Raw genomic sequence first — 16,999 nt, forward strand, 5'->3', positions numbered from 1 at the left:
TTGCCAAAAACAAGGGTAGAATATTACAATTGAACAATCTGCAAAATGTTACTTTTGTTTATTATGAATAAGATATTAATTGTTGATGATTTGCACCCTGCATTTAAAGAGCAGGCCATAGCCATGGGTTACCAGGTTGATGATGAACCCCAAATTACCCGTCAGCAAACTTTAGATAAAATAAAAGAATATACCGGTATTGCCGTAAGGACTAAATTCAGGATTGATGCCGAAATTTTTGCTGCGGCACCAAATTTAAAGTTTGTAGCCAGGGCAGGAGCAGGTTTGGATAATATTGATGATAAAATTGCTTTTGAAAGAAATATCGAGCTGATGAATGCTCCCGAGGGCAATTGCGATGCGGTTGGCGAACATGCCACAGGTTTGCTTTTATCGTTGATGAACAACTTCCGCAGGGCCGATATCGAAATCAGGAATGGCATTTGGGATAGAGAAGGAAACCGTGGTTACGAACTGAAAGGCAAGAAAGTTGGTATTATTGGCTACGGTTTTATGGGGCAAAGTTTTGCGAAAAAACTTGCAGGTTTCGAAGTGGATGTAATGGCTTACGATAAATATAAAACCAGCTTTAGCGATGCCTTTGCCCGTGAGGTAAGTATGGAAGAGATTGTAAAATACAGCGATGTACTCAGTTTGCATATCCCTTTAACTGCCGAAACGAAACAAATGGTGGATGATGAATATTTCTTTCATTTTAAAAAGCCTATTTTCTTTATCAATACCGCCAGGGGAGAAATTGTAAATACACCTGCTGTGCTAAACGCCATAAAAAGCGGAAAAATTTTAGGTGCGGGACTTGATGTTTTGCAAACTGAAAAATTCCCGGCATTGGGAGAGCAACCTTGGTATAATGAATTAAAGCAGAATGATCAGGTAATTTTAACCCCTCATGTTGGCGGTTGGACCTTTGATTCGTACCGTAAAATTTCTGAAGTTTTGGCTGAGAAACTTCGTGGACTTAGTTTCTAGTTTAATAAAAACGCTTGCGCTCGTTTCCAAACGAGTGCATAAATGCTAAACGATTCTATCGTTTGTAAACGATAAATTATTCAACGCTCGTTAGAAACGAGCGTTAGCTTAAGTAATTTTATTTTCTTAAATTGGCAATACAATCTAACCAATTTTATCATGCCGAAAGATCATTTATATTCTACTACAGTTACCTGGACCGGTAATAAAGGTTCGGGTACGATGGATTACCGTTCGTACGACCGCGATTATGTTATTTCAGTAAAAGGCAAGGCCGATATTTCCGGCTCATCAGATTCTGCCTTTCTGGGCGATAAATCTAAATATAACCCCGAAGACCTTTTGCTGGCATCAATTTCCAGTTGCCACATGCTTTGGTATTTGCACTTATGCTCTAAAAATGAAATCGTAGTAATCGATTATAAAGATGAAGCGGTAGGTACAATGGAAGAATTGGCTGATGGAAGTGGTAGATTTAAAGAAGTTACCCTTCATCCACAGGTTTTAATTGCCGATAAGGCGCATTACGAACTTGCAGCATCGCTACATCACGAGGCCAATAAAATGTGTTTTATTGCCAATTCGTTAAACTTCCCGGTTAAACACGAGCCGGTTCTCAGTTATTAGTTTACAGTTCTTCATTAACAGTTTTCAGTTAACAGTTATATAAAACTGTCAACTGAAAATTGCAAAAGCCAATTATTTCGCTTCCCAGGTATTATCCTTTGGAGTAGCATCCATAAAAATGCCATTATCCAAATTGATCGATTTGAATTTTTTAGTGGAATTAACGGTTATGCTCACTTCTTTCTGGTTTGCTTTCCAAACTACCGGGGTTTGATGGATAGTTTCTGTTTTTCCATCAGTATAAGTAACCACCACATCAAATGGAATGGCAAAACCGCCAACATTTTTAACCATTACTGCCGATTTTCCTTTTGCAGGTGTAACTTTGGTAATGGCCAAATCAAGATAATTATTGGTGAAGAACCAGTTCTGGAAAAACCAGTTTAAGTTTTGTCCAGCGCCTGCGTTCATTGAGTTAAAATAATCCCATGGAATTGGATGTTTACCATTCCAGTTACTCATATAGGTATGTAAAGCTTTTTTGAACAACTCATCGCCAAGCATATCTTTTAAGGCCAGGTAAGATAATGACGCTTTTCCGTACGAGTTGTTTCCATAACCTGCTCCTGATACCTGATCAGACATCGAAATTACCGGCTGATCTTCTTCAGTAGATTTATCGTTAATGTACTGATTTACCCTAAAACTTTTGTAAAACTTATCGGCGGCTTCTTTACCATGCTCTGCAATACCAATTAAATATTCGAATGTAGTGGCCCAACCTTCATCCATGTAAGCATAGCGGGTTTCGTTAATGCCCATATAAAATGGGAAATAAGTGTGTGCTACTTCATGATCCTGAACCAACTGTGCAAAAATAGGATCGCCAAATTCCGAATCGTTCACCATCATTGGATATTCCATATCAGCAAAACCCTGAAAAGCAATGGTTTTTACATAAGGATATGGAATGCCGGGCCAGTTGTTCGAAAACCAGTCTAAAGCATTCAGGTTATATTTAACCGAGTTCACAAAATCTTTGCCGCTTGTTGGGTTGTAAGCAGCCTGAGCGCTCGATCGGCGATTGGTTTTTTTATCTACAATAACACTGGCACCATCCCAAACATAATGGTTGCTTAAAGCGAAAGTAACATCAGTGATGTGGTTTACTGCAAATTTCCAGGTATTCCAGTCTTTTTGCTGGGTTACTTTACCATCTTTCATTTCCTGTTCGGTAGCAATGTGGATTACCTCATCGCCATTGTATGATTTTTTTAAGCGGGTAGCAATTTCTGGCTGTAATACCTCATCAGGATTCAGGAAATCGCCTGTTGCATAAACCACATAATTTTTCGGTGCTTTGATCGAGAATTCGTAATCGTTAAAATCGTTGTAAAACTCGGCTCTATCGGTATGTGGAATGCGGTCCCAACCGTTATAATCATCATAAACGGAGATGCGCGGATAACTATAAGCCACAAAGAAAGCGTTTGGATCAATCTGCCCTTCACGGCCGCTTTCTTTTGATAAAGGATAATCCCATTCTATTTTAACGGTAATTTTTGATTTTGGGGCCAATGGTTTCTTCATTTTTACATTGCCAACCGTTCCCCAGTTTTTACTGTCTACCTTGTAAGTTTCACCATCAATAGAAAAAGAAGTGATGTTTAACCCGGTGCTTAAAAAATCTTCACTTACAGCGCCATTTCTTGGAGAAGTTGGTTTATGCAGGTTGTTTACAAAGCGGATAGCGAGGGTTTTTAAGGTATCAGCGCTATTGTTGCTGTATAAAATTTCTTCCTTACCGCTTACCACTTTGGTTTCTGCATCAACTTTAATATCCATGTTGTACTTGCCGTGGTTCTGCCAGTAATTAGGGCCGGGCTTTCCATTCATCGAACGTGTGCCCTTAGTGTATGCCGCTTTAATGTTCCGTGGCATATAAAGCTCCTGTGCCGAAGCCATATACCCACCCAAACCAATAAGCAGGGCAATAGAGAATAACTTTTTCATTTTTTTTACGAATAATTTAAGCTAAAATAGGACTAATGATTGAATTAGAAAATGATTGAATGGGAGAATGATAGATTTTTGAATGGGTATATGATTGAATGTTACGTTTTTGGTGCATGTTGCATATAAATATAAACTGATTGATGTAAAAAAGAGATCCGGAAATCTAAAAATCTATTAAATCTTAATCTTTTATTTGCTTTTGTAATTTCCACATTTTATCTTCGTTATAATTGAAGCAAGACTATGTAGCAAACCAACTATATAGTCTTGTTTGTTTTTTATAGTGTTTGAATAAAAATTAATAGAGCAATGACAGAGGTAACATACTACACCCAAGAGGGGTTAGATAAATTGAAAGAGGAAGTACATTATCTAACCACCACCGGTCGTCAGCTTATATCTAAAGCAATTGCAGAAGCAAGGGATAAAGGTGATTTATCGGAGAATGCAGAATACGATGCCGCAAAAGAGGCGCAGGGTTTGCATGAAGCAAAAATATCGAAATTAAAGAATACGCTGGCGAATGCACGTTTAATTGATGAGTCGAAAATGGATTTATCGAAAGTATTGGCATTATCCATCGTAAAAATAAAAAATGTTAAAAACGGCGCTACCATGACTTACCAGTTGGTGGCAGAAACGGAAGCAGATTTAAAAACCGGAAAAATTTCGGTTAAATCGCCAATTGCGCAAGGTTTATTGGGTAAATCGGTAGGCGAGTTTGCTGAAATTGAAGTACCTGCAGGTAAAATGCAGTTTGAAGTTTTAGAGATTTCGAGATAAGGTTAAAGGTGGAGGTGTAAGGCTTAGGCCTATCCTCCGCTATAAAAACCCTAAACAGCACACCCTAAACCATATACCTCAAATGACTATCTTTTCAAAAATCGTTGCGGGCGAAATTCCGGCACATGTTGTAGCCGAAACAGTAGAATATTTAGCTTTTTTAGATGTTCAGCCATTAACTGCGGGCCATGTTTTAGTGATTCCTAAAATTGAAACCGACTATATCTTTGATATGGATGAAGATTTATATGTTGGTTTGTGGATGTTTGCTAAAATTGTAGCTAAAGGATTAAAAGTGGCTTTCCCTTGTAAAAAAGTAGGGGTTTCGGTAATTGGATTAGAGGTTCCACATGCACATATTCATTTAATACCGATGAATAATGTAAGTGATATGAACTTTAGCAAAGAGAAATTAAAGCCAACAACTGAAGAATTGGCTGAGGCTGCCGAGAAAATTAAAGAGGCTTTATTAGCTGTATAAAAAAGGCCGGCTGATAAACACCAGCCGACCATTCTACCCGCCTAACCCTAATGTTTTATTGCGCCGGAGCAACAGTTGCGTTCAGCTGTAATACAGGCCAAACTGATCCCGGCGTTTTTCCAACTAAGAAACCTTGATTATCACCTCTATTCACATCAGGAACATAATAGTATAAAGGCCATCCTTTATAGGTTAATTGTTTTTTACTAATGGTGGCTACCGTAATAACGCCGATATCGGTTTTGGTTACAGCAGAAGGTAAATTAAGCACTTCTGATTCGTAAACAGGCCAGATTCCTTCCTGCGCAGTACCTTTTGTATAAGTATTTACGCCATTTTTATCTGGTGCAAAAGCATATAAAGTACGGCCTTTATTATCGGTTAGGTAAACGGTTTTACCATCACCTACGGTATAAGTACCGGTGAAATTTGTGCTTACTCCAGCTACTTTTCCCGTCAGTTGTGCATTGGCTAACATTAACGAATAATCAGGCTTGGCTACAAACCAGATTCCTCCCACACCATCACCTTTAGTATCACCTTTGTTAACATCGCCGGCAAAATAATAAAGTGGGTAACCGCGGTAAGTGTTTTGTTTACGTCCATCGGCTCTGGTAACCTCGCCAACTTCGGCTTTGTTCAATTTTAAATCTGTACTGGCATCTGCAGAGTAATAAAGCGGCCAGGTAGTTTCGCAACCATTTATGCAGGTTGGGGTACCAGCAGCATCAGATGAAAAGAAGTATAACGTTTTGCCATCTTTATCCGTTAGTACCGATCCAAATTTTGCATCAGTTGCCAGTTGGATTCCCTTGTTATTATTTACAACAGGTGGCGTGCTAGGATCATCTGAACTATTTTTCTTGCAGGCAGTAAATACTATAGCTATACAGGCAATAGCCAATAGATTCTTTTTTAAGTAGATTAGCATAAGATTTTTGTTTTTAGTTTTAACTTTAATAAAAATTGATATGCCGCTATTACGCCGCCAAGTTGTAAATGGTTGCTTGTGGAATGGAGATTTTTTTGACCAAAACGAACAAAATAAAATATTTTTAAAAAATAATTTTTTCAGGCAACCTTTTGTTATCCCTTGCCGTAATGTGTGTTGAAAGGAGAATTTGTGACCGCTAACCGCGATAGTGAAGAAACTATACAAAAGTATATTCAGGGCTGCATTAGAAATGAAAGGGATAGTCAGAAAGCCCTATATAAACATTTCTATAGCTTTGCTATGGGTATTTGTTTGCGCTATGCAAACGATCGGTTAGATGCTGCAGGGATACTGAACGATGGCTTTTTTAAAGCCTTTAAAAATATAACCAAATATGAAACTACCAAGGCTTTTATGCCCTGGCTGGGCCGGATTATAACCAATACCGCTATTGATTATTACCGGGCCAATTTAAAATTTACCGACCATGTAGATATCCAGGAGCAGGAAAATATTGCTCAGATAGGTTCGGTGTATGATAAACTGGCCTACAATGATCTTTTGGCATTGGTGCAAACGTTAAGCCCCGCCTACCGAACAGTTTTCAACCTTTTTGCTATTGATGGCTATAGTCATGAAGAAATTGCCGAAATGCTGGGAATATCCATCGGAACTTCAAAGTCGAACCTATTTAAGGCGCGGCAAAAACTACAGGAAATGCTAAAAGCTACTGATGCGAAAACTTACCAGGTAAGGACTTCTGGCGTAGATAAAAACCTTTTACAGATAAGGTTAAACACAAACATGCAATGAAAGAGGGAAAAGATATAGATAAATTATTTAAGGATGGATTGGAGAACCCCGATCTGCCTTTTAATGATTTAGATTGGGATAATCTGGAGGAAAGATTGCATCCGGCACCAAAAAGAAGGGTGATACCTTTATTTTGGTATGCTGCTGCAGCCGGAATTGCTGCAATGCTGGTGATCGTGTTTTTATGGGTGAAACCGAACAACAATATCGAAGCTATAGTGATTAAAACTGATAAAGGAAATCAAAACCCTAATAATACGCCACCAAATAATACAGAAAAATCAACCGGGATAACTACGGAGAAAATTGCGCCTAAAATAAATATTGATTCAAATTCGTTAGCTGTAACTCAAAAAAGTAATGATGCAGCAGGAAAAGCCCCTCAAAAAAATGCTGTTGGGGTTAATGTAGAAGTTGGTGAAAATGCCATTGAAACCGCTGGCAATAATACCAATATGCTGGCCAATGTAGCATTTAAACCAGCATTGGGTTCTGAAATTAATCCGGTTCAGTTTAAAGATGAAAACTTAACAGCCAGTGTTGCAACGGGTAAAACCGAACGCTTTAAGCCACCGGTTGTAAAACAAAAATCGAGATTGGTGCTGAGTATTTTAGCCGCACCGGATTTAACAAGTGTTCAAAAATCGGGTACGAGTAATTTAAGCGGTGGCTTTGGGGTAGAAGCGACTTATATTTTAACCAAAAGGCTAAGTATAACCACCGGAGCATCGTACGCCAAGAAAATTTATGATTCGGATTTTAGTTTGTACAGGCCGAATAGCAGTTATGTTTTTAAAGTAGCGCCATCAAATATCCATGCCAATTGTGATGTAATCGATATTCCTTTAAATGTAAACTTTAAGGTTTTTGGAAATAACAGAAACGCAATTTCGGTGAGTACCGGGCTTTCGAGTTATATTATGTTAAAGGAAAAATACAGCTATAGTTACGATGGTGCTTACCAAGGTCCGCAGGGTTGGGAAGTTAAAGGCCAAAACCAACATTATTTAGGTATAGCTAATGTTGGGGTAGAATTTCAGCATAAAATAAATAACAATTTAAGCATTAGCGCCAAACCTTTTATGAAAATCCCATTAACCGATATTGGTTACGGCAATTCAAAATTATCATCAACAGGTGTGGCAGTTTCGGTAAATATGAATTTGTTTAAGAGAAACTAAAATTATGCGTTAAGCATTTCATTTATTCTTCTTTCTGCTTCCGCTTTGGTTATCCCTGAATAATAATCTTTAACAAAAGGATGGTCGAAATCTTCATGCGGAATAATTTCCGGTCTGTAACCTCCTGTTCTGGTATTCACATTTGTAGGGATGCTTTTTTCAAAATTGTAGTCTGGAAGCCAATTCGATAGCCAGCCAAAATACCCTGCTTCATGGTTTTTATTATCGTAGTTTTTTGAATAGTCGTCGAAATTTTTTTCACTTAACGATACCCAAAGGCCGTATTCTAAATCTTCGCAATGATCGTTAACTTTTTGGGTTAGTGTACAACGGATAAATCTCTCTTTTCCATCAGGGTAATCGATAGTACAGAAATCAGCACTAAGATAGCCGATTGTAGATTTTTCATCTTCCGACAAATTATTATAATAAGAAGGCGAATTATAGGTTAATGCGGGCCATTCTTCATGAATTTCGCCGCAAGAGCTACATTTATATCCCAAAATTTAGATTTTAACTGTTTTAAAAGAATTAATGTTTAATATTTTTGATCGGATCTGGCAGTGGCACAAAATCGGTTTCGCCAGGTACAGGTTTAAAGCTTTGTTCAATCCACTTTTGTTTTGCTTTCTCAATCAGTTCTTTCTCAGATGCCACGAAATTCCAATAAATAAACCGCTCTTCAGGAAAAGGTTCGCCGCCGAAAATATAAACGCTTGTATTTTCGTGCATGGTAAACTCGCAGAGTTTAGCATCATTGGCAATTAAAATTTGCCGTGGCTCGAAAATATGTCCGTCGCTTTCAATCGCTCCTTCTAAAATGTAAAGGGCACTCTCTCCGAAAAGGTCATCGCCGATATTTATTTTTTGACGTTTGGTACTTTTTAACTCTAAGAAATACAGCGGACTATACACGGGAACGGGTGATTTACGACCAAATGCTTCACCAGCAATTAATTTAATGGCAATACCATCTTGTTCCCATGCAGGAATGTCGGTACCTTCTACATGAAAAAATTCAGGCTCCATTTGTTCCAATGCTTTAGGCAAAGCCACCCAAATCTGTAAACCATGCAACATTTTATCGCTGTGGCGCAGGTATTCGGGGGTTCTTTCTGAGTGTACAATGCCGCTCCCGGATGTCATCCAGTTTACTTGCCCGGGTTTAATTACCACATCCGATCCCAAACTATCTTTATGTGTAACTTCTCCTTCAAATAAAAAAGTTAAAGTAGAAAGCCCGATGTGTGGATGGGGTGGAACATCGAGATTTTCATGATCACTCATGGCAGCCGGCCCCATGTGGTCGATAAAAGAAAAAGGACCAACCATACGTTTCTCTCTGAAAGGCAAAAGCCTGCCAACCATAAAATTGCCAATATTTGCGGGCCTTTCTTCGATAATCAATTTAATGTTCGACATGCGATGTTCAATTTTTGTGAGGTGAATTTAAGGAAAAAGGGTGGAATTTAGATTGAAATTTTATTCATCACGTCATCTCTCCACTCCGCGATGCACTCCGCTCGAAATGACGCCATGGGAAGGGACGGTAAAGGCTTAAGGTTGGTCGGGATTTAAATCCCGACCTTTGAACTGTGGATTTATAATCCACTCATAAGGATTACAAATCCTAAGCCCCTTAAGACGGGGTTGCAAATCCCGACTAGCGCAACGGGAAGGATTGCTTCGTCGGCTGAAAAAGCCTTCTCGCAATGACGGATTAGGTTGATGAGCAATTAATTCTGTAATTTCTGTGTTTTCGTGGCAAAAAAAGCCGTCAGTTGTAACACCTAAAAGCAAAAAAGCACCCCTTTCGAGATGCTTTTAAACTTAAAAAGAAAAAGAGGGTAAAATTATACCAGTTGCATTAAAGCTTCTTTACTAAAGCCTTTTAATTCTTCTGTACGGTTATGTTTAATTTTTTCTACCCAGTTCGGGTCTGCTAAAAGCGGACGGCCAACAGCTACTAAATCGAAATCGCCACGGTCCATTCTGCGTACCAGTTCATCTAACGAGCTAGGTTGTGAGCTTTGACCGGCAAAAGCACCAAAGAAATCGCCATCTAAACCAACTGAACCTACTGAAATAGTTGCTTTTCCGGTGATTTTTTTAGCCCAACCCGCAAAGTTCAGATCAGAACCTTCAAATTCAGGTTCCCAGAAACGGCGTTGCGAGCAGTGGAAAATATCAATTCCGGCATCGGCTAATGGTGTTAACCACTGTTCCATTTCCTGCTCATTTTTTGCGAGTTTAAAATCGTAAGCAGCAGGTTTAAACTGTGATAAACGGATAATCACAGCGAAATCTTCACCTACCCTTTTACGTACTTCCTTAATTACTTCAACACCGAAACGAGTACGTTCGGCCAAAGTTTTACCGCCATAAATATCGGTACGGTTGTTCGTTCCGTCCCAGAAAAACTGATCGATTAAATATTGGTGCGCACCGTGTATTTCAACCGTATCAAAACCCAGCGCTTTGGCATCTGCAGCAGCTTGTCCAAACGCAGCGATAGTATCGGCAATGGCAGCATCCGTCATGGCTACGCCGTTTTCGAAACCTGGTTTCTGTAAGCTAGATGGACCTTCGAAAGGTGTGCCAGGCAACCAGCCTGATGCGTGGTTCTCCATTACACCCTGGTGCCAGATCTGTGGGCCCATTTGTCCGCCGGCCTGATGAACGCTTTTAATTACATTTTCCCAGCCCGCTAACGCTTCAGTACCATAAAAATGTGGAATATTGGGATCTGCTGATGAAGATGGACGGTTAATTACGGTGCCTTCTGATAGGATTAATCCTACTTCACCTGCGGCTCTTTTGCTATAGTAGCTGGCTACATCGGCAGTTGGCACACCATTGGGCGAGAAAGACCTCGTCATCGGAGCCATAACAATCCTATTTTTTGTATGTAATGTTTTAAGGCTAAAAGGCCTGAATAAACTATCTGTGTTCATATTATTTTGAAATTTATAATGCTGTATTGATGATCTCGCTTAATTTTTCCACACCTTCTTTATTGCGTTTGTAATAAGTCCATTGCCCGATACGGGTAGAACTGATTAAATCGGCACGTTGAAGGATAGAAAGGTATTCTGAAATGGTACTTTGTGATAAGCCACTTTTAATCTGAATTTGCCCTACGCAAACGCCAACAGTTTCAAAATCAGCACCTGCAGGTTGCTCGGGGAAGTGAGCCGCAGGCTCTTTTAGCCAGCCTAAAATCTGTAAACGCGTTTTATTAGAAAGTGCCTTAAATATTTCTACCTGATCCATGACACAAAGGTATATCGGAATTTCCCGATATACCAATTAAAGCATTAAACTTTACAATTGTATGTAGAATCTGTTTTTATGCGTTGCTAAAACGTTTAAAGCTCAGGGCTATATTAAAATAATGTTAGGATTTACGATAAACAATTTCTTACATTCGTATTAATCATTCTAACCAGGTGTCTGCATATAAATCATTAACCGATCTCGAACTTTTCGTCCTGATGCAGGAAGGGAATAAGTATGCGTTTGAAGAAATATACGAACGCTTTAATGGGTTGTTGTATATCTACGCCTGTAAAATGGTGCCTGATAAGGAAGATGCGAGAGATATTGTACAGGAAATTTTCGTTTACCTGTGGAGTAATCCTGACATTAAAATCAAATCGCAGCTGTCAGCTTATTTGTACACCGCAGTGAGGTATAAAATCTTCGATTGGCTGGATAAAAACAAATCACGGACTAACTATCTGCAATCTTTAGAAAATTTTGCCGACCAGGGCGATTATGTGACGGATAACTATATCCGTGAACGCGAATTTGCTTCATTGATTGAAAAAGAAGTAGCGCTATTACCGCCAAAAATGCGTGTGATTTTCGAAATGAGCCGTAGGCAACACCTTACCCAAAAGGAAATTGCAGATATTTTGCATTTATCAGATAAAACGGTAAAAAAACAAATGAGCAATGCGCTAAAGGTTTTAAGGCTAAAACTCACTTCATTTCTGCTACTGGCCATAATTTTAATGATCCGTTGATTTTTATTCTAACCCAAAAATTATAAATTGATTGATTTGGGCGTTACCCAATCCCGATGAAAAATCGGGAAAGAGGTCGGGCTTTTCAGGGCTGCGCTTCGCTCCGGTACCGATGAAAGATTGGTACTGAACCCTTACAATCCCTAACGCAAAACCCACCGTTTCAAATTAAATCATAAACCTTCTAGGTTTGAAAGCTACCCTCTGTTGAATAAACCTGATAGAACGGAAAGCCCGGAGCGAAGTATGAGTGAGGACTTGGAGGGATAGCAGGACAGGTGTCAGCCATTAACACTAAACCATTCATTTACAAAATAATATTGACCACCTTAGCGCACCTAAGTGGTAATAATTTTATCGTTTTTAAAAAAAAATAAAAATATTTTCCTTTCATCTACTACCTGGGCTTTGGTTAACCTACATATATTTAATTAACCAAATATCTTGAAGCAATGAATAAAGCCGAAGTTGAAAAACTTTTAGAACGATACAGAAATGGATTGTGTACTGAAGATGAAAAAACTTTAGTAGAATCGTGGCATTTATCTGCACTGCGCACTAAGACATCGGATTTAGATCACGCCGAGTTAACTGATGCTAAAAATCAGATCTGGAGTGCAATTGAAGAAGAAACCGAACTTAAATCGACCCGAAAACAATTGCTTTGGCCGAAACTGGCTGCCGCGGCAGTGGTACTTTTCTTTATTGGTTTTGTGATCAGTAACCAGCTTAAAAAACAGCTGCCCGATCAGCAACAAACCAGCAAAACGACAGAAAAAATTATTAAACCCGGGGGGAACAAAGCAACTTTAACCCTCGCTGATGGTTCTAAAATATCGCTTACAGATGCTACCAATGGCATAATTGCTAAACAGGCAGGGATCAACATCACTAAAACGAGTAAAGGCGAACTGATTTATACTGTAGCTACTCAATCGGCATCGAACCATAGAAAAGATGTTTTTAACACAATCGAAACGCCACGCGGCGGGCAGTACCAGATCAACCTTCCTGATGGGACCAAAGTTTGGCTAAACGCCGAATCTGCTTTAAAATATCCGGCGGCTTTTAATGAGGAAGAAAGAAAAGTAGAGCTGAAAGGCGAAGCTTATTTCGAAGTAGCCAAATTAACCGACAAAAACGGCATGAGGGTTCCGTTTAAAGTGAAAAGCGACATTGGTGCGGGCAGGAGCCAGGAGGTTGAAGTATTGGGTACGCATTTTAATATTAATGCCTATAACAACGAACCCAGCAATAAAACAACCTTGCTTGAAGGTAGCGTAAGGATTAAAAACCTGCAATCGAATATTTCGCAATTGTTAAAACCAGGCCAGCAGTCGATCATCAATTCTTCATCGCCGTTGGTAAAGGTAGAAACGATAGATGCAGAGGAAGCCGTAACCTGGAAAGATGGCTATTTCAGCTTTAATGAAGAAAATTTAGAAACCATTATGAATAAAATTGCCCGTTGGTATAATGTAGAAATAGATTACCGCGGCAACAAAATCAATAAAACTTTTGGTGGGCGCATTTCGCGTTTCAATAGTGTAAATGAGGTGCTGGATATGCTGCAAACCACCGGGGCAGTACACTTTAAAATAGAAGAGAGGAGGATCTTAGTGATGCCATAACCTATACTTTTTCATCAGAAGATGATGATTTATTAGCATAGGCCTGAAAAAACCGGAAGCGCGGCAACGCTCCCGGCCATATTTAAGGCTTTATTCTAATCGTAAAATTGTGAGATACAACTATTCTAAACCTAATAACCAAATATATGAATTTTTATACTGAATGGTTGCCCAAACCAAAGGGGCGCCTGTTTAAAATTTTGTTGATTATGAAATTGACTTTTGTCTTACTAATCACTACATTTTTACAGCTCAGTTACGGAGCTGCAAATGCACAAAACGTAACATTATCAGAAAAAAACACCACGCTCCTCAAGGTTTTTCGCAAGCTGAACAAAAGTGTGGGTTACAGTTTTTTATATGATTTGGATCTTTTAAAAGAAGCCAAACCGGTAACCATTGATATTCGCAATACCGATATTAAAGAAGCACTGAAACGCATTTTCAGCGATCAGCCTTTAGGTTATACCATCAAAAACAACACCATCATTATTCACCGTAAATCGGCAGAGGGTACCCCGTTAATGATCCGCTCTTTTGTTGATATCAGCGGCAAAATAGTTGACGAGAAAGGCACACCAATGGCTGGTGCAAGTGTAAAAGTGAAAGGAACCAACCAGGGAGCGGTAACCGACGAAACAGGCGCTTTTGTTTTAAAAGATGTAACAGAGGGTGCCACACTGGTAATTTCTTACATCGGTTACGAAAATAAAGAGGTAACAGCCGCCAATGGTTTAACGATAAAATTAGAACCGCAGGCAGGTTTATTGGCTGATGCAGTGGTGATTGGTTATGGTACACAAAAGAAAAGTGTGGTAACCGGTGCAATTGCTTCGGTTAAAGCCAGTGATTTAAAAGATATGCCTGTCATCAGGATTGAACAATCGTTACAGGGAAGGGCCTCGGGCGTAATGGTAATGACCAGCTCTGGTCAACCCGGTGATGGTGGTACCATCAGGATCAGGGGTACAGCAAATATTAATAACGCCAATCCTTTGTTTGTGGTTGATGGTGTGGTGATTGAAGGCGGCATCGAATATTTAAACCAATCGGATATCGAATCTATCGAGGTATTAAAAGATGCGGCTTCTGCAGCCATTTACGGTACGCGTGCAGCCAATGGGGTTATTCTTGTCTCAACCAAAAAAGGGGCAAATACAGGCCGCGTAAGGTTAGAGTATAATAATTATATCGGTACGCAGGCACCTTCTACCAAACTTAAACTTTTAAATGCCACACAATACGCAACCATTTATAACGAATCGCAATTGGCAGATGGTGTATCGGCTGTACGTTTCCCAAACCCTGCGCAATATGGCGAAGGGACTGACTGGCAGGCTGCTGTGTTCAATAACAGCGCAATGATCCAGAACCACGATTTAAACATGAGTGGCGGTAACGATAAATCTATTTATTATGGTTCGTTCAGTTACCTCGATCAGGATGGTATAGTGGCCACTTCTAACTCGAAATTTAAAAGATTTACAGCCAGGTTTAATTTCGAGCATAAAATAACCAAGAATATTAAATTTGGTAACTCCATTGGTTATACACGTATAAATTCGATAGGGGTAAGTACCAATACCGAATATGGTTCGCCTTTAAGCAGGGCCATTAACATGGATCCGATAACACCGGTTGTAGAAACCGATCCGGCTAAATACGGTTTGCCTAAATACCTCGGTAATCCGGTGGTAAGAAATGAAGCAGGCTTTCCTTATGGTATTTCCGACTATGCTCAATCTGAAGTTTTAAATCCGGTTGCAGCTTTACAGGTTGCCCAGGGAAATAACTGGAGCGATAAAGTGGTTGGAAATGTATTTGCAGAAGTAGAATTTATAAAAGGACTAAAAGCAAGGACTACGGGAGGCGTAGACCTGGCTTTTTGGGGTGGACAAACCTTTCGTCCGATTTATTACTTAAACTCCATCAATCTATCAACCTTAACCGCTTATACCAGAGATAGCAACCGGGGTTTACTTTGGTCGTTAGAAAATACGTTAAGTTACGACAGAACATTTGGTAAACATGCCATTACTGCTTTGTTAGGTTACTCTTCGCAAAAAAATAAGGGCGAAACTTTAGGTGGAATTAAAGAAGGTATCCCTGTTGATAACCTAAAAGATGCTTCGATGCAGTTTCCTGTAGCAAGAACTAGTTCTGATGTGTATGGTTCAGAATATTTAAATACCCTTACCTCAATTTTCGGGCGGATTATTTACAATTATGATGAAAAATACCTGTTTACGGGTATTATCCGCAGAGATGGTTCATCCCGCTTCGGACCAAACAACAAATATGGTTATTTTCCATCAGCATCTATTGGATGGGTAGCTTCCAGAGAAAATTTCTGGCCTAAAAATGATATTGTTACCTTTTTAAAATTCAGGGGATCGTATGGCGTAAATGGTAACGACCGTATTCCTGATTTTAGCTATCTGGCTACAGTAAGTGGTGGCCGAAACTATTCCTTAGGTACCAGTGCCGGTCAGGCTTTAGTAAATGGTGTTAGCCCGAATGCACTTTCTAATCCTGATTTGAAATGGGAAGAAACCTCATCATTTGATCTAGGTTTTGATGCCACCTTATTTGAAGGCATTACTTTGGGAACCAGCTATTTTAATAAAAAAACTTATGGAATGTTGTTGCCTCAGGTGGTACCATCGTATGTTGGTAATACCGGGCCTTACGCCAATACTGCAGATTTATACAACAGGGGTTTCGAAATTGAATTGGGATGGAACAAAAAAGTTGGCGAAGTAAGTTTCCATGTTGCCGGTAATGCCTCATTTATCAAAAATCAGGTAACCTTATTAGGTGCCGATAAAGATTATATCCCGAACAGGCAAACCATTACCCCACAGGCGTTAGAAGTAACCCGTGTGGCTATAGGCCAATCAGTTGATTCGTTTTTTGGTTACCAGACGGCAGGTCTTTTTCAAAATCAGGCAGAAATTAACAATTATAAAAACGGTGCCGGAACGTTGATCCAGCCTAATGCAAAACCGGGTGATATTAAATTTTTAGACCTTAATGGCGATGGGGTGATCAGCGATGCCGATCGTACTTTTTTAGGCCGGTCCAACCCTAATTTTACCTATGGTATTACCGTTTCTGCAAAGTATAAAGGTTTTGATATCTCCCTTTTCGGACAAGGTGTTTCAGGTAACATGATTTTTAACGGATTAAGAAGGTTCGATTTAACGCCATCTAACTACACCACCAACATTTTAAACCGTTGGACAGGTGAGGGAACCAGCAACACCATTCCGCGTGCAACCTTACAGGATGACAATAAAAATTATAGCCGCGTATCGAGTTTATTCCTGGAAAGTGGTGCCTATTTCCGTTTAAAAAACATTCAATTGGGTTATACCTTGCCAAAAAACCTGATCAGCAAGATCGGATTGGATAACCTGAAGTTTTATGTAATGAGCAATAACCTGTTTACACTAACCAAATACACGGGTTACGATCCGGAAATTGGCGGGAGCAGCTTAGGTGTTGATCGTGGCTTTTATCCACAGGCCAGGTCATTTTTTGTAGGTGTAAATGTTGGATTTTAATAATAACGC

Annotated in this window: 15 protein-coding genes; 9 read left to right on the forward strand and 6 right to left on the reverse strand. The window is 39.4% G+C overall.

Annotation, left to right across the window (positions count from 1 at the left end):
- Window positions 1-63 precede the first annotated feature (63 nt).
- Together R2R28_RS02810 and R2R28_RS02815 are read left to right on the forward strand one after the other, a co-directional pair.
- A complete protein-coding gene (locus R2R28_RS02810) occupies window positions 64-990 on the forward strand; it encodes an NAD(P)-dependent oxidoreductase (protein WP_316824196.1) in 927 nt (308 codons plus the stop codon).
- A gap of 159 nt (window positions 991-1,149) precedes the next feature.
- Window positions 1,150-1,617: an OsmC family protein gene (locus tag R2R28_RS02815; RefSeq protein ID WP_219076161.1), complete on the forward strand. Its 468-nt coding sequence runs from the start codon at window positions 1,150-1,152 to the stop codon at window positions 1,615-1,617.
- A gap of 72 nt (window positions 1,618-1,689) precedes the next feature.
- Here R2R28_RS02815 and R2R28_RS02820 read toward each other — a convergent pair whose 3' ends face one another.
- Complete coding sequence (locus R2R28_RS02820; RefSeq protein WP_316824197.1) at window positions 1,690-3,570, reverse strand: M1 family metallopeptidase; 1,881 nt, start codon at window positions 3,568-3,570, stop codon at window positions 1,690-1,692.
- A gap of 312 nt (window positions 3,571-3,882) precedes the next feature.
- Between R2R28_RS02820 and greA the strand changes: the two genes are divergently transcribed.
- Window positions 3,883-4,356 carry a transcription elongation factor GreA gene (gene greA / locus R2R28_RS02825; protein WP_025146397.1) on the forward strand — a complete coding sequence of 158 codons (474 nt, stop codon included), beginning with the start codon at window positions 3,883-3,885 and terminating at the stop codon, window positions 4,354-4,356.
- Between the two features lie 82 nt (window positions 4,357-4,438).
- Entirely contained in the window at window positions 4,439-4,837 is a 399-nt protein-coding gene (locus tag R2R28_RS02830; RefSeq protein ID WP_316824198.1) for an HIT family protein, read from the forward strand.
- 55 nt (window positions 4,838-4,892) lie between these two features.
- On the opposite strand, the gene R2R28_RS02835 is transcribed toward R2R28_RS02830, so the two are convergent.
- Window positions 4,893-5,768 (reverse strand): hypothetical protein, encoded by an 876-nt coding sequence (locus R2R28_RS02835; protein ID WP_316824199.1) that lies wholly within the window; start codon window positions 5,766-5,768, stop codon window positions 4,893-4,895.
- 177 nt (window positions 5,769-5,945) lie between these two features.
- Here R2R28_RS02835 and R2R28_RS02840 point away from each other — a divergent pair, with 177 nt between their 5' ends.
- Entirely contained in the window at window positions 5,946-6,584 is a 639-nt protein-coding gene (locus R2R28_RS02840; protein WP_316824200.1) for a sigma-70 family RNA polymerase sigma factor, read from the forward strand.
- Window positions 6,581-7,765, forward strand: coding sequence for a hypothetical protein (locus R2R28_RS02845; protein ID WP_316824201.1), 1,185 nt, complete (start codon window positions 6,581-6,583; stop codon window positions 7,763-7,765). Before R2R28_RS02840 ends, R2R28_RS02845 begins: the two co-directional genes overlap by 4 nt.
- 2 nt (window positions 7,766-7,767) lie before the next feature.
- Here the strand turns inward: R2R28_RS02845 and R2R28_RS02850 are convergent, their stop codons facing one another.
- The 4 genes from R2R28_RS02850 to R2R28_RS02865 form a co-directional block, all read right to left on the reverse strand.
- A complete protein-coding gene (locus tag R2R28_RS02850) occupies window positions 7,768-8,268 on the reverse strand; it encodes a DUF2199 domain-containing protein (RefSeq protein WP_316824202.1) in 501 nt (166 codons plus the stop codon).
- A 28-nt stretch (window positions 8,269-8,296) separates the two neighbouring features.
- The gene (locus R2R28_RS02855) at window positions 8,297-9,187 is read right to left on the reverse strand and encodes a pirin family protein (RefSeq protein WP_316824203.1); all 891 of its coding nucleotides are present in this window, start codon (window positions 9,185-9,187) and stop codon (window positions 8,297-8,299) included.
- 431 nt (window positions 9,188-9,618) lie between these two features.
- Complete coding sequence (locus R2R28_RS02860; RefSeq protein WP_316824204.1) at window positions 9,619-10,719, reverse strand: NADH:flavin oxidoreductase; 1,101 nt, start codon at window positions 10,717-10,719, stop codon at window positions 9,619-9,621.
- Between the two features lie 13 nt (window positions 10,720-10,732).
- Window positions 10,733-11,038, reverse strand: a complete 306-nt coding sequence (locus R2R28_RS02865; RefSeq protein ID WP_316824205.1) for a metalloregulator ArsR/SmtB family transcription factor — start codon at window positions 11,036-11,038, stop codon at window positions 10,733-10,735.
- Between the two features lie 176 nt (window positions 11,039-11,214).
- On the opposite strand from R2R28_RS02865, the gene R2R28_RS02870 reads away from it, so the two are divergent.
- The 3 genes from R2R28_RS02870 to R2R28_RS02880 all read left to right on the forward strand — a co-directional run bounded on the left by R2R28_RS02870 (window position 11,215) and on the right by R2R28_RS02880 (window position 16,990).
- Window positions 11,215-11,793 carry an RNA polymerase sigma-70 factor gene (locus R2R28_RS02870; protein ID WP_316824206.1) on the forward strand — a complete coding sequence of 193 codons (579 nt, stop codon included), beginning with the start codon at window positions 11,215-11,217 and terminating at the stop codon, window positions 11,791-11,793.
- Between the two features lie 452 nt (window positions 11,794-12,245).
- The gene (locus R2R28_RS02875; protein WP_316824207.1) at window positions 12,246-13,424 is read left to right on the forward strand and encodes a FecR family protein; all 1,179 of its coding nucleotides are present in this window, start codon (window positions 12,246-12,248) and stop codon (window positions 13,422-13,424) included.
- Between the two features lie 209 nt (window positions 13,425-13,633).
- A complete protein-coding gene (locus tag R2R28_RS02880; protein ID WP_316824208.1) occupies window positions 13,634-16,990 on the forward strand; it encodes a TonB-dependent receptor in 3,357 nt (1,118 codons plus the stop codon).
- Window positions 16,991-16,999: the final 9 nt, after the last annotated feature.

It is taken from the genome of Pedobacter miscanthi, assembly GCF_032678605.1.
GTDB classification, from domain to species: domain Bacteria; phylum Bacteroidota; class Bacteroidia; order Sphingobacteriales; family Sphingobacteriaceae; genus Pedobacter; species Pedobacter miscanthi_A.